Below are 12,893 nucleotides of genomic sequence, written 5' to 3'. Positions count from 1 at the left end.
CGTCGGTGTCAGGCGACGTCGACGGGGCGGAACTGGACGCTGACCCGTGGGCCGACGGCACGGGCGGTCTTGGGGACGGCGTGCTCCCAGGTGCGTTGGCACGAGCCGCCCATCACCACCAGGTCGCCGTGGCCCAGCGGGAAGCGCAGCGTCTCGCCGCCGCCCCGGGGGCGCAGCAGCAGCGGGCGGGGCGACCCGAAGGAGACGATCGCCACCATCGTGTCGGTGTGCGCGGAGCGGCCGATGGTGTCGCCGTGCCAGGCGACGCTGTCCCGGCCGTCGCGGTAGAGGCACATGCCGGCGGTGACGAACGGCTCGCCCAACTCGGCCGCGTAGTGCCGGCTGAGCGCCGTGCGGGCGGCGGCGAGCAGCGGGTGCGGCAGCGGCCGGTCGGGGCCGTACCAGCAGAGCAGGCGCGGGACGTCGACCTCGGTGTCGTACATGGTGCGGCGTTCGGCCCGCCAGGGCACCCTGGTGCGCAGCGTGTCGAGCACCGCGTCGGAGCCGTGCACCCAGCCGGGCAGGTGGTCGACCCACGCGCCCCGGGTGAGCACCCGGCGGCGCAGCCCGGCCAGCGGGGTCAGTGTCGGGCCGGCGTCGGCGAGGTCGAGCATCGACGGCTGGTAGGCGGCCTGCGGCATACCCGGCACCCTATCAGGGGTTTAGTACACCCGTACGATCGGCGATCCGGGTGAGGACGGCCTCCGCGACCCGGGTCCGGCCGTGCCCGTCGACGGTGGCCCAGGCGCGGGCCGCGAGCGCCGCCCGTCGGCGTGGGGAGGCCAGCAGCGTCCGCAGCGTCCGGGCCGCGTCCGCCCGCGCGGTCCGGCCGGCCAGCCCCGGCGCGACCAGGTCCGGCAGCTCACCGAGGCCGGCGGCGAGCCCGTGCGCCACCACCCGGCGGTACGAGTCACGCTGGTTGTCCACCACGCAGACCAGCGCGGCGGGCGCACCCAGGCAGCACAGCTCCCAGGTGGAGGTGCCGGCGGCGCTGACCACCAGGTCCGCCGCGCCGATCAGCGTGGGCAGGGCGTCGGTCGGCGCGACGGGGTGCAGCGACTGCCCCCGCCCCGGGACGACCTGCGCCAGCTCGGCCCCGATCTCCGGCCGCCCGACCACCACGGTCAGCTCCAGCGGGTGGCCGGTGCCGAAGAGCACCCGGGCCAGCACCGGGGCCGCGCCGACGGCGTCGGTGCCGCCGAAGAAGGCCAGCACCCGGGGGCGCTGCGTCGGGCTGGCCGGCGGTGGGGCGGCCGGCCGGGCGGCGGTCACCGCGTCGCGCAGCAACGCGTACCGGACGCCGGCCAGCATCCGCCCGCCGGGGCGGTGGGCCGGGTCGAGGGTGTCCGCGCCGAAGTTCTGGTCCAGGTAGAGGTCGGCGTCCTGCCCCCGGGTGTCGCCGTCGACGATGGCCAGGGTGACCACGCCGGCCGTCCGCAGCGCCCCGGCCCCCGCCGGGTCCAGCTCGTACGAGTCGAGCACCAGCGCGTCCAGGGCGTGCCGGCGGGCCGCCTCGACCAGCCCGGCGGGGGTGTCCGGGCCGGGCCGGACCGGGATGCCCCGCGCGGTGAGCTGGGTGCTGGCCCAGCCGACCCGCTCGACGGTCCCGAACAGCTCGACCCGGGCGCCCCGGGCCAGGAACTCCTCGCCCAGGGCCAGGCAGCGGACCAGGTGCCCGACGCCGGTGCGCGGGCCGGCGTCACAGCGCAGTCCGATCCGGGGCGGCTTCAGGACTCCTCCAGCCGCTTCTGGCGTACCGAGGCGTTGAGGGTACGCAGGTCGGGCCGCCCGTCCAGCCAGGCGGCGAGCTCGGCCAGTGGCACGCTGACGTCGCCGAAGTGGTCGACGACCGCGCTGACCAGCGCCCAGTCCTGGTCGGTGTCGAGGGTGAGCCGCAGCGCCGATCGGTCCGGGGCGAGGGTCACCCCGAGCACCCGGAACAGCTCCGGCCGGGTGTACGCGTACGAGGTGACGTGCACCCGGTGGTGCCCGGTGGCGAGCCGGTCCAGGGTACGCAGCGCGTCCGCCCGGATGATCTCCACGTCCAGCCCCCGGGGCAGGGTACGGGCGATCGAGGTGCTGGCGTAGTCGAGTCCGGGGACCGCCCGGTACACCGCCGCCACCAGGCTGACGATCGCCGGGTCGAGGAGCGGGCAGTCGGCGGTGAACCGCATGACGGCGTCGCCGGGGTGGGCGTCGAGGGCGCCGACGAACCGGCCCAGCACGTCGTCCACCGGTCCCCGGTGCACGGGCACGTCGAGCCGCGCGCACTCGGTGACCACCGCGTCGTCGACCGGGTCGACGCTGGTGGCGACCACCAGGCCGGCGAGGACCCCACTGTCCCGGGCGGCCCGGACCACCCGGCCGAGGACGCTGCGCCCGGCCAGCGGGCGCAGCACCTTGCCGGGCAGCCGGGACGAGCCCATCCGGGCCTGCACGATCCCGACGATCCGCAGGTCGGAGCCGACCGGTGCGACCGCGTCGGGTCCGACGAGGTCGGCGTGGCCGGGCCGGTCCGGCGTCCGGACGCCGGACCGGCCCGCCGCCATGCCGGTGCCGCCGGGTCGGCCCGTCGGCGGGGTGGCCGGGGTGGTCACTGCTGCTCCTCCTGCGGTTTGGGGCCGAGCGCCTCACGGGCCCGCCGTTTCGCCGCCCGGGCACCCCGCTTGGCCAGCCGGGCCGGGGTGATGGCGAGCCGGCCCACCCGGTAGCTGAGCGAACCGCTGAGCAGGTTGATCGTGGCGTCGGCGCGGCGCAGCGCCCGTTCCCGCGAGGTGAGCAGCTCCTCGGTCCACTTCAGCAGCGCGGCGAGCCGGGTCAGCTCCTCCCGCTGGCGTACCCAGGCCTCACGCATCTGCTGGTAGCTGCGCGGCCCGGCGGGCGGGTCGGTGGCGGTGACCGTGCGCAGCGCGGTGGCGAGCGCCCCCCGCCCGTCGGCGTCCAGGCCGCGCAGCGCGGCGGCGACCGCCGCCTCGGTCTGCACGGCCGCGTCGACGGTGGCCCGGTCCAGGTCGTGCCCGGCGACCCCGCCGAGCACCACGGTCAACCCGGCGACGTCCAGGGTGGACGGCCACGGGTGGGCGTAGCCGCCGGTGAGCAGGGTGACCGCGAACCGCCGCAGCCCCCGGGCCAGCGCCACCTGCCCGGCCAGCGGATCGGTGGCCTGCCAGCTCGGGTCGAGCACCGCGAAGGCGTCCCCGTCGACGACCACATTGTCCGGATCGGCCAGCGCCGCCGCGCCGGTGAGCCGCCCGTCCGGGTCGGCCTGCCCGGTGAGCCACCCCGCGTAGCCGCCCAGCAGCCGGCGCAGGGCGTCCAGGTCACGGCGCAGGCAGCCGTCGAGCAGCAGGGTCCGCAGCAGCCGCCCCGGTGGCACCGGCCCGGTGAGCGCGGCCGGATCCCGGTGGGCCGCCTCCCGGCTGGCGAAGGGCGCTGGTCGCCCCCGGGTGCCCCCGCCCCCGGTGACCGCCCAGCGCCAGCCGCCCGGCCCATCGTGCACCTCGACCACCCCGACCCCGGGCGGTCCGGTCTGCACCAGCACCACCGGCAGCGCCGCGGGGGCGGGTCGGTCGTGGTCGGTGGGGCGGTGGGCGGTGACCAGCCAGCCCGGGGCCAGCGTCGCGCCGAGCCCGGCGTGCAGCGCGTCGACCGCCAGCCGGGCCGGGTCCTGGAGCACCGCGCCGGTGGCGAAACCACCGGCACAGGCCCCGTGCAGCACCGCGTCGAGCAGCCCCGAGGTGGGGCGCTGCTCCAGCGCGTCGGCGGCGACCAGGGCCGTCGGGGCACCCGCGCCGGGATACCCGGCGTAGCCGGCGTCCGGGGTCAGCCCCGCCTCGGTGAGCCGGGCGGACAGCTGCTCCCGGTTGGCCGGGCGGCCGGCGTCCAGCACCCCGCCGATGGTCCACGCCGCGTCGGCCCGGTCGGCGTACCAGGGGGAGGTGGCGACCAGCCGGGCCACCCCGAGCGGATTGTCCAGCCACAGCAGCAGCGTGCCGCCGGGGCGCAGCACGGCGGCCAGCCGGGCCAGCACCCCCGGCCAACCCAGCCGGGTGCCCTCGACCGACTCGACGGCGTCCAGCCCGGCCCCGGCCACCACCACGTCGAAGGTGTCGGCCGGGTCGAGCCTGGCCGGCCCGCCGACGATCACCCGGGCCGCCCGGTCGGCCAGCGCCACCGCGTCCGGGTGGCTGCGCAGCAGGCAGGTCACCTCGGCGTGGGCGAGCCGGTCCAGCAGCGCCGGGTCGTGCGGCCCGGCGAGCAGCACCCGCGCTCCGGCCGGCACGACCCGGGCGGCCAGCGCGCCCAGCGGCCCCCCGTCGGCCAGCCGCTGCTCCGGCAGGTCGGACCAGGCCAGCATCTCCCCGCCGGGCAGGACGACGGGAGCGGTGGTTCCAGTGGTCAACTCGTGCCTCCTGCGGGACGTGCCCAGCCGAGCAGTTCACGAAGCTCGGCCGGGGTGCAGCGGTGGTCGGTGCCCAGCTCGGCGCGGGCGGTCGCGACGGCGGTCGGCAGGTCCACCGACTCGCCGTGCAGCTCCGGCCACTGCCGGCGGATCCGGGCGGTGCCGCCGAAGGTGGGGTCCTCCTTGGCCAGGATCATCGGGTCGCCGTAGACGGCCGGCTCACAGCCGGCGGCGATGCCGTAGAAGATGGCGCTGGTCAACCGGTTGGACGCCACCCGGGCGTGCCGGCGCAGTTCGGTGAGCTGCTTGTCGAGGAAGAGCGGGTCGGTGTCGCGCCACCAGTGTCCCCGGTAGCCGTGGCAGATCACCCGGAAGCCGGCGTTCTCGTAGAGCCGCCGGACCCGGCGCATGCCGTACTCGTGCCAGTAGAGGCAGACGGTGACCGGGCCGGGCTCGGTGTCCCGGATCCGGGCGATCAGCTCCCGGTGGTCGCCCTTGACGTGCTGGCCCTCCCAGCCGTGGAAGGGGTACCAGATGGTGCCCTCCCGCACGGGCGGCGGCGGGTCGTCGCGGCGCAGGTCGAGCAGGTACGCGAAGGGCGCACCGGTGACCACCACGTTGCGCCGCCCCACCGACCAGGCCCGTCGCCGGGTCTGCTCCGACCAGAGCAGGCTGGGGGTGCGCTCGGCGTACGGGTGGCCGGGGGCGAGCCCGTCGCCGATGTTCCAGCCGTGCTGGACGTACCCGTTGATCCGGGGCGGGTGGCCGTCGCCCAGCCCGCAGTAGCGGGCCAGCACGTGGGCGTGCCCGTAGAAGTGGTTCGCGTGGTGCATCGGTTCCCCCGGTCAGGCGGCGGCGGACGCCGTGACGCCGCGCAGCGCCGCGCCGAGCGCGTCGATCACCCGGTCCTGGTCCGCGTCGGTGAGGCCCGGGTACAGCGGCAGCGAGAGCTGCTGACCGTAGAACGACTCGGCCACCGGGCAGGACCCGCGCCGGTAACCGAGGTCGGCGAAGGCCGGGTGCCAGTGCACCGGCAGGTAGTTGACCTGTACGCCGATGCCGGCGGCGCGCATCCGGTCGTACACCTCGCGGCGGCGGCCGTCGAGGACCCGGACCGGGTAGAGGTGCCAGGCGGGGGCGGCCCACGACCGGCGGGCCGGGGGGAGCACCCCGTCCAGGCCGGCCAGGGCCTCGTCGTAGCGGGCCACCAGCCGGGCGCGGGCGGCGAGGAAGTCACCGAGCCGGCGCAGCTGGCTACGGCCCAGCGCGCAGAGTACGTCCGGCAGCCGGTAGTTCAACCCGAACTCGTGCACCTCCTGGTGCCAGCCGCCCTCGTCCGGCGCGCGCAGCTCGGCACGCTCCCGGACGAGGCCGATGTTGCGGAACCGGCGGGCCCGCTTCAGCAGCTCCGGGTCGGCGGTGGCGACCGCGCCGCCCTCGGCGGTGGTGAGGTTCTTGGTGGGGAAGAACGAGAAGGTGGTCAGGTCGGCCAGCGACCCGACCGGCCGACCCCGGTAGGTGGCCCCGATGGAGTGCGCCGCGTCGGCGAGCAGCAGCGCGTCCGAGCCGGCCAGCGCGGCGCGCAGGGCGTCGTAGTCGGCCGGGTGGCCGGCGTAGTCGACGGCGGCGACCACCTTCGTCCGGGCGGTGGTCGCGGCGGCTGCCGCCGCCGGGTCCAGGGTGAACGTCTCGTCCTCGACGTCGGCGAAGACGATCCGCGCGCCGAGGGCGACCGCGCTGCTGGCGGTCGCCACGAAGGTCATCGGCGGCACCACCACCTCGTCGCCGGGCCCCACCCCGGCCGCCGCGTACGCCACGTGCAGGGCGGCCGTGCCGTTGGCCACGGCCGCGCAGCCGGCCCCGCCGGTCCAGCCCGCGAGGTCCGCCTCGAACGCGTCGACCTGGGGGCCGGTGGTGAGCCAGTCGCTGCGCAGGGTGGCGACCACGGCGGCGACGTCGTCGTCGGTGATCGACTGCCGGCCGTACGGGAGCATCGCCGTCACGCCGTGATGCCCAGCATGTCGCGCAGCTGCCGGACGCTCAACCACTCGTCGTTGCCGTCGGACTGGTAGGCGAAGCCGTCCGGCACCGGCTCGCAGTCGACCGGCGGCTGGTAGCCCCAGGTGGCGATCGTCGGCTGGACGATGAAGCGGTCCTTCGCGCGCAGCGTCCGGCGGCTGTCGTCCGGGGCGATCATCTCCTCGTGCAGCTTCTCGCCGGGCCGGATGCCGATCTCGTGCGTGGTGGCCTCCGGGGCGACCGCCTCGACCAGGTCGAGGATCCGCATGCTGGGGATCCGGGGCACGAACAGCTCGCCGCCCTGCATCTGGTCGAAGCTGTCCAGGACGAACTGCACCGCCTGGTCCAGGGTGATCCAGAAGCGGGTCATCCGCTTGTCGGTGATCGGCAGGCTCCTGCCCTCGTCGGCGAGTCGCCGGAACAGCGGCACCACCGAGCCCCGACTGCCCACCACGTTGCCGTAGCGGACCACGGCGAAGCGGGTGGGGTGCTGGGCGGCGTAGTGGTTGGCCGAGACGAAGAGCTTGTCGCCGACGAGCTTGGTCGCGCCGTACAGGTTGATCGGACTGGACGCCTTGTCGGTGGAGAGCGCGATGACCTTCCGGACGCCGGCCTCGATGGCCGCGTCGACCACGTGCTGCGAGCCGGTGATGTTGGTGGCGATGAACTCCGACGGGTTGTACTCGGCGGTGTCCACCTGCTTGAGCGCGGCGGCGTGCACCACGTGGTCAACCCCGTGCATGGCCCGGGTGAGCCGGTGCCGGTCCCGGATGTCGCCGATGAACCAGCGCAGCCGGGGGTCGTCGCCGAGTTGCTGACGCAGCTCGTACTGCTTGAGTTCGTCGCGGGAGAACACCACCACCCGGGCCGGGTCGGCGACGGTGAGGACGTGCCGGAGGAAGGCCTTCCCGAAGGACCCCGTCCCGCCGGTGATCAGAATGGAGGACCCATTCAACTCACTCAATTTGGTGCTCCCCAACTCGTGGTCGTTGCGCCACCGGCTCGGGCCAGGCGACCGGACGGACGCTAACCAGGCCGGGTTAACACCCCGACGCTCCCGGGTGAACCGCCCGCGCTGCTCCCGTGAATGCCGGACCTCCGCCAGGCGAACACTTCCGACCCGGCCCCGACCGGGCTGACCAGCGGAGACGGTGCTGACTACAGTGGCCCGGCGCGACCGGTGGGCACCCGCCGGGCCGCGTCCGGCACCTCGGGGGCCGTCACCGCGCGCCCGGCCGGTCCGCTGCCGGTCCGGGCTCCGGTCGTGGCTGGCCACCGGTCCGGGTTCCGGCTGGCCCGGGGTTCTGCCGGTCCGGGGTCCTGCCGGGCCGTGGCCGGCGGGCAGACGGGTGCACTCCGACGAGCGGGAGGCGACGATGGTGTCCGGCACCGAGGTCAGGCGAGAGGTGGTCGTCGGCTCGCCCGCGCGGCCGGCCGGCCGACGCCGCTGGCTGGTGCCGGTGCTGCTGGCGGTGGGCTGGCTGCTGGGCGTCGGTTGGCGGATGTGGCTGTCCCGGCACGTGCCGCTGCCCATCGCGCACACCGACGAGGACAGCTACCTGCACACCGCCCGCGCGTTGGCCGGCGGGCCGGGCGGATTCAGCAGCGAGAACGGGCCGCTGCGCCGGGTCGGCTACCCGCTGCTGATCTCCCCGGCGTTCCTCGGCGAGCGGGACTTCGCCGACAGTTACCGGCTGGTGCAACTGATCAACGCGGCGGTGAACGCGACGGTCCTGCCGCTGGCGTACCTGCTGGTCCGTCGGCTGGTGCCGGTGCGCCGGGCGGTCGCGCTGGCCGCCGCCGTCGTCGCGGCGACCCTGCCGGCGACCGTCTTCTACGCCGGGGTGGCGATGATCGACGCGGTGCTGGCGCCGCTGGTGCTGGCCTGGCTGCTGGCTGTGCACCACTGGGTACGCCGACCCGGCCCGCTGGTCGCCGCCGGGGCGGGTGCCCTGGTCGGGGCGTTCCACCTGCTGCACTCCCGGGGCCTGGTGATCGTGGGGGTGCACGTCGGTCTGGTGCTGCTGCTGTTCCTGCGCCGGCGGATCAGCCCGGCGCAGGTGCTCGCCGCGGTGCTGCCGGTGCTGGCGGCGGCACTGCTCAACGCGGTGGTCATCCGGCTGCTCGGCGACCGGGTGTACCTGCTGGGCGACCCACCCGGCGGCGGTACGGTACGGGCCGTCGCCTCCGGGCCGGGGCTGCTGCGGGTCGGCGCGGCGGTCGCCACCCAGCTCTGGTACCTGGTGGTCATCACCTTCGGGCTGGCCGGCGTCGCCTGGGCCGGTGCCGTCACCGCCCTGCTCCGCCGCCCCGCCGTGGACACCTCCACCGCCACCACCCCGGTTCCGGCCGTAGCCCCGGACCTGGCCGTAGCCCCGGACCTGGCCGTGACCCCGGCTCCGGGCGCGGCCGTCGCCGCCGGGGGGAGCCGGTCGGCGGCCGACGTGGGGGCGGCCCGGTGGACGTTCGGCGTGGCGCTGGTGACCAGCGTCGGGGTGGCCGCCGGCGCGTCGGTGATCCTGGCCGGCATCACCACCAAGCCGCTGGATGCGATCTACGGTCGGTACGTGCAGATGCTCGCCCCGTTCTGGCTGCTGGTCGGGGTGGGGATGCTGGTGACCGCGACGCCCCGGTCACGGTGGCGTCGTGCGGCGGTCGCGGCGGGGGTGCTGTTCGCCGGCGCGACGCTGATCGCCGCCCGGCTGGCCTGGGTGGCCAGCCGGGGGCACGAACTGCGCTACGGCGGGTTCGGCGCTCCGGACCTGATGGCGCTGACCGGTGGCTGGCGCGAGTTCCGGCCGTTCACCGGGGCGGTCGTCGGGTTGGTCGGCTGCCTGCTGCTGGTCGTCGCGGTACGGCGTCCCCGGTGGCGGGTGCCGGTGCTCGCCGCCCTGGTGGCGGTGAACCTCGGCACCATGCAGGTGATCACCGACCGGCTGGTCCGCCCGATGGTCGCCGCGACCGCGCCGACCCCCCGGGTGGCCGACGTCGGGGTACGCCCCGGCGACCGGGTCTGGGCGTCCCTCGGCGTGCAGTGGGTGCTCCGGTTCAACCTCAGCCACCAGGTCACCTGGGCCGACGTGCGGTGGTTCGTGGACAACCCGCCGGCCGACGCCGACGTGGTCTTCGTCCGGTGGGCACCGGGCGAGCCGGACGACTGGGACGGTGCCCGGCACGGGTTCGTCCGGTTGGGCGGCAACGTGGAACAGCACTGGGCCGCCTGGCGTCGCCGCTGATCCGCACGGCCCCGACAGCGGCCGGTTAACGTCGGATGGCCGCCCGGTGAATGGTCGTCGGACAATGGTGGAAATTACCGCCGGCGGCGATTCTCGCGAGTCAGAGAAATGGGTACGACATCGACTTCCCGTCCGTTGTGTGACGCTCGGCCTACGGTGCCCTCGACGAACCGGAAACGACGGTTCATCTGCCGGACGACCGTGTTGTGCGCCAACACCTCGCCGTCGAGCCGGTCCAGCGCGAGCACGTCGAAGGCGTAGTCCACCGCCGCCCGCATCACGCCCAGCCAGGCGGGCAGGGTGGCACCCCGCCCGGCTAGTCCGTCGGCGTCCAGGTAGAACCCCCAGGAGGCGGTCCGTGGACCGTCGAGGCGCAGGTCGGAGAAGGTCACCACGCCGGCGGTCAGGCCGTCGTGGACGTACATCAGGATGCGATGGGCCGGGTCGGCGCGGACCCGTGCCCACCACGCGGCGTGCTCCTCGGCGGTGATCCGGTGACTGGTCTTGCTGACCTGCCGGTTGGTTTCCTGATTACGCCAGGACAACATCAGGTTAACGTCGTCCTCGGTGGCCTCGCGCAGCACTGGTACCCCTTTGTGTTAACCGCATGGATCCCTACGGACCATACCCGGGTAAATGGGCCGGGGAATTGCCGGGCTGTACACTGCGCCGCATGGAAGAATTGAGTCGCGCACAGGTCCGCGACCTCATGGCGCAGGTGTTGCAGAACCAGGGTCGGGCGTTGCCCGACGACGACTCCGCAGACCTGCGGGAGATCGGCTTCCGTTCGCTGGACTTCTCGGAACTCGCCCTGCGGGTGGAGGACGTCACCGGGGAGGAACTGAACTTCGACGCCCCCGGCCTGCGGCGGATCGCCACCGTCGGGGACGTCCTCGACTTCCTCGCCGAACTCCAGCGGCAGTGACCGTCACGACCTCACCGGCCGGGCTGGACAACCGGGTCGTCGTCGCCGGGGTGGCCCGGAGCTGGCGGGACCTGCCCACCCCGACGGTGCCGTCACCCGGTGCGGTCGTCGCCGCCGGTGCCGCCGACGCGCTCGCCGTCGCCCGGCAACACGCCGCGTCCGGCACCGAACTGCTGCTCGCCGGCCCCGGCCGGATCGACGCGGCGATGCGCGACGACCTGAGCGCCGCCGGCTTCGCCGTCACCGTACTCACCGACGGGGTGGCGCGGACCGTGCCGCCGGCCGTGCCCAGGGCAGCGGAGAACGGCCGGCTCTGGCTGCTCACCTCCGGCTCGACCGGCCGGCCCAAGCGGGTCGGTCACACCCTCGACTCGTTGACCACGGTGCGCGGGGTCCAACCGGAGCGGACCTGGCTCTGCCCGTACGCCCCCGGCAGTTACGCCTGGTGGCAGGTGGTCACGCTGTCGCTGACCCAGCCCGGTCAGCATCTGGTGGTGGTCGACCCGGAGGAACTGGACGACTGGCCGGCGATCGCCGCCGCGCACGGGGTCGACGCCGTCTCCGGCACCCCCACCTTCTGGCGGCGCACCCTGCACCGCGATCCGCAGGCGCTGGCCCGGGTGCCGCTGCGGCAGCTCACCCTCGGCGGCGAACCCGTCGACCAGACCGTCCTGGACCGGCTCCGGGCGATCTTCCCGGCCGCCCGGATCTCCTGGATCTACGCCTCCTCCGAGGTGGGCGCGTCGATCGTGGTGCACGACGGCCGCGCCGGCTTCCCGGTCGACTGGCTCGACCGGGTGACCCCCGGCCGCCCCACCCTCTCGGTGCGCGACGGCGAGCTGGTGATCACCTCACCCCACCACGGGGTCGGGCACGGCGGGCCGGTCCGTACCGGCGACCGGGCGCAGATCGTCGACGACCGGGTCGTGATCACCGGTCGGCTGGACTCCGACGAGATCAACGTCGGCGGCAGCAAGGTCTCCGCCGGGCTGGTGCGCGACGTGCTCACCGCCCACCCCGGGGTCGCCTGGGCGCGGGTGACCGGCCGGCGTGCCCCGGTCCTCGGCCGGATGGTGGTCGCCGAGGTCGTCCCGACCACCGCGCCGGAGCCCACCCCGCCCGCCGCTTCGCCTGCCCTGTCCGCTGCTTCTTCCGACCCGTCTGCGGCTTGGTCCGACCCGTCCGCCGTGTCGTCCGCCCCGGCTACGGACTCGCCCAGCGCTTCGCCTACCGCGCCCGTGTCGTCCGCCGTGTCGCCCGTGTCGCCCGCCGTGTCGTCTGCCGTGTCGCCCGAGCCGGCGGCGACGGCGGCGTGGCCCGACGAGGGCACCCTGGTGCGGTGGTGCGCCGAGCGGCTCCCCGAGTACGCCGTACCGCGCCGGATCCGGCTGCTGACCGAGATTCCCGTCAAGGAGACCCTGAAGAGCGATGTCTGACTTCGTACCCGTGCCACCCAGCACCGTCGTCCTCGTCTCCGGCGGGTCTCGGGGGTTGGGCCTGGCCATCGTCACCGACCTGCTCGACGCCGGGCTCACGGTGGCCGCCTTCGCCCGTACCGTCACCCCGGAGCTGGAGAAACTGGCCGTCGAGCACCCCGACCGGGTGCACGTCGGCGCGGTGGACGTCACCGACCTCGCCGCCGCACAGGGCTTCGTCCGGGCGGTGGAGGCGCGGTTCGGCCCGATCGACGGTCTGGTGAACAACGCCGCCGTCGGGCAGGACTCGATGCACACGCACACCGCCACCGCCGACATCGCCCGGATCGTCGAGACCAACCTGACCGCGCCGTTGCAGCTCACCCGTCTGGTGGTCCGGCGGATGCTGGGCCAGGGGCGACGCGGACGGATCGTCAACGTCACCTCGATCTGCGCGCAGCGTGGCTTCCCCGGCCTGGTGGCGTACTCGGCCACCAAGGGCGGCATGGACGCGGCGACCCGGTCACTGGCCCGTGAGCTGGGCGGACGGCTGCTGGTCAACGCGGTGGCCCCGGGCTTCTTCGCCTCGGAGATGTCCGCCGTGCTGGGCAGCACCCAGCTCGACCAGATCGTCCGGCGTACCCCGACCGGGCACCTGACCGAGCCGGCCGAGGTGGTACCGGTGGTGCGGATGCTGCTGCGCGAGCAGACCAACATCAACGGCCAGGTCATCGTGGTCGACGGTGCCGCCTCGATCTGACCTCGCCGGATCCGGCCACCCCCCGGAGCACGGCCCGCCCGGTTCCGTGGCGGTGGGCGGCGGCTGGTTCGGGTGCGTGGGGGCCGACGGCGGCGCGCCGGCTTTGGCGACGATCGGCGGTGGCCGGCCAGCTTCG

At 75.0% G+C, this 12,893-nt stretch carries 12 protein-coding genes; 4 read left to right on the top strand and 8 right to left on the bottom strand.

Features of this window, described 5'->3' with window-relative positions:
* Window positions 1-8: 8 nt before the first annotated feature.
* From GA0070623_RS08990 to pseB, 7 genes are all read right to left on the bottom strand, one after another.
* Window positions 9-641, bottom strand: a complete 633-nt coding sequence (locus tag GA0070623_RS08990; RefSeq protein ID WP_067311678.1) for an alpha-ketoglutarate-dependent dioxygenase AlkB — start codon at window positions 639-641, stop codon at window positions 9-11.
* 13 nt (window positions 642-654) lie between these two features.
* Window positions 655-1,731: a PseG/SpsG family protein gene (locus GA0070623_RS08985; RefSeq protein WP_067311723.1), complete on the bottom strand. Its 1,077-nt coding sequence runs from the start codon at window positions 1,729-1,731 to the stop codon at window positions 655-657.
* Window positions 1,728-2,426 carry a cytidylyltransferase domain-containing protein gene (locus GA0070623_RS08980; RefSeq protein WP_067311720.1) on the bottom strand — a complete coding sequence of 233 codons (699 nt, stop codon included), beginning with the start codon at window positions 2,424-2,426 and terminating at the stop codon, window positions 1,728-1,730. Before GA0070623_RS08980 ends, GA0070623_RS08985 begins: the two co-directional genes overlap by 4 nt.
* Before the next feature lie 167 nt (window positions 2,427-2,593).
* Entirely contained in the window at window positions 2,594-4,402 is a 1,809-nt protein-coding gene (locus GA0070623_RS08975) for a class I SAM-dependent methyltransferase (protein WP_407937971.1), read from the bottom strand.
* Window positions 4,399-5,235: a hypothetical protein gene (locus GA0070623_RS08970; RefSeq protein WP_067311922.1), complete on the bottom strand. Its 837-nt coding sequence runs from the start codon at window positions 5,233-5,235 to the stop codon at window positions 4,399-4,401. Before GA0070623_RS08970 ends, GA0070623_RS08975 begins: the two co-directional genes overlap by 4 nt.
* A 12-nt stretch (window positions 5,236-5,247) precedes the next feature.
* Window positions 5,248-6,405: a DegT/DnrJ/EryC1/StrS family aminotransferase gene (locus GA0070623_RS08965; protein WP_067311918.1), complete on the bottom strand. Its 1,158-nt coding sequence runs from the start codon at window positions 6,403-6,405 to the stop codon at window positions 5,248-5,250.
* The gene (pseB, locus tag GA0070623_RS08960) at window positions 6,402-7,385 is read right to left on the bottom strand and encodes a UDP-N-acetylglucosamine 4,6-dehydratase (inverting) (protein WP_067311915.1); all 984 of its coding nucleotides are present in this window, start codon (window positions 7,383-7,385) and stop codon (window positions 6,402-6,404) included. Before pseB ends, GA0070623_RS08965 begins: the two co-directional genes overlap by 4 nt.
* Before the next feature lie 385 nt (window positions 7,386-7,770).
* Between pseB and GA0070623_RS08955 the strand changes: the two genes are divergently transcribed.
* A complete protein-coding gene (locus GA0070623_RS08955; protein WP_067311911.1) occupies window positions 7,771-9,657 on the top strand; it encodes a hypothetical protein in 1,887 nt (628 codons plus the stop codon).
* A 74-nt stretch (window positions 9,658-9,731) separates the two neighbouring features.
* On the opposite strand, the gene GA0070623_RS08950 is transcribed toward GA0070623_RS08955, so the two are convergent.
* Window positions 9,732-10,241: a GNAT family N-acetyltransferase gene (locus tag GA0070623_RS08950; RefSeq protein WP_067311907.1), complete on the bottom strand. Its 510-nt coding sequence runs from the start codon at window positions 10,239-10,241 to the stop codon at window positions 9,732-9,734.
* A gap of 89 nt (window positions 10,242-10,330) precedes the next feature.
* On the opposite strand from GA0070623_RS08950, the gene GA0070623_RS08945 reads away from it, so the two are divergent.
* From GA0070623_RS08945 to GA0070623_RS08935, 3 genes are read left to right on the top strand one after another with little or no spacing between them, the layout of a single operon-like run.
* On the top strand, window positions 10,331-10,582 hold the full coding sequence (locus GA0070623_RS08945; RefSeq protein ID WP_067311903.1) for an acyl carrier protein: 252 nt from the start codon (window positions 10,331-10,333) through the stop codon (window positions 10,580-10,582).
* Window positions 10,579-12,018, top strand: coding sequence for an AMP-binding protein (locus tag GA0070623_RS08940; protein ID WP_067311899.1), 1,440 nt, complete (start codon window positions 10,579-10,581; stop codon window positions 12,016-12,018). Before GA0070623_RS08945 ends, GA0070623_RS08940 begins: the two co-directional genes overlap by 4 nt.
* The gene (locus GA0070623_RS08935; protein WP_067311896.1) at window positions 12,011-12,757 is read left to right on the top strand and encodes an SDR family NAD(P)-dependent oxidoreductase; all 747 of its coding nucleotides are present in this window, start codon (window positions 12,011-12,013) and stop codon (window positions 12,755-12,757) included. Before GA0070623_RS08940 ends, GA0070623_RS08935 begins: the two co-directional genes overlap by 8 nt.
* Window positions 12,758-12,893 lie beyond the last annotated feature (136 nt).

The sequence above is a fragment of the Micromonospora rifamycinica genome, from assembly GCF_900090265.1.
Taxonomy (GTDB): domain Bacteria; phylum Actinomycetota; class Actinomycetes; order Mycobacteriales; family Micromonosporaceae; genus Micromonospora; species Micromonospora rifamycinica.
This window is presented reverse-complemented; position numbering and strand designations above follow the sequence as displayed.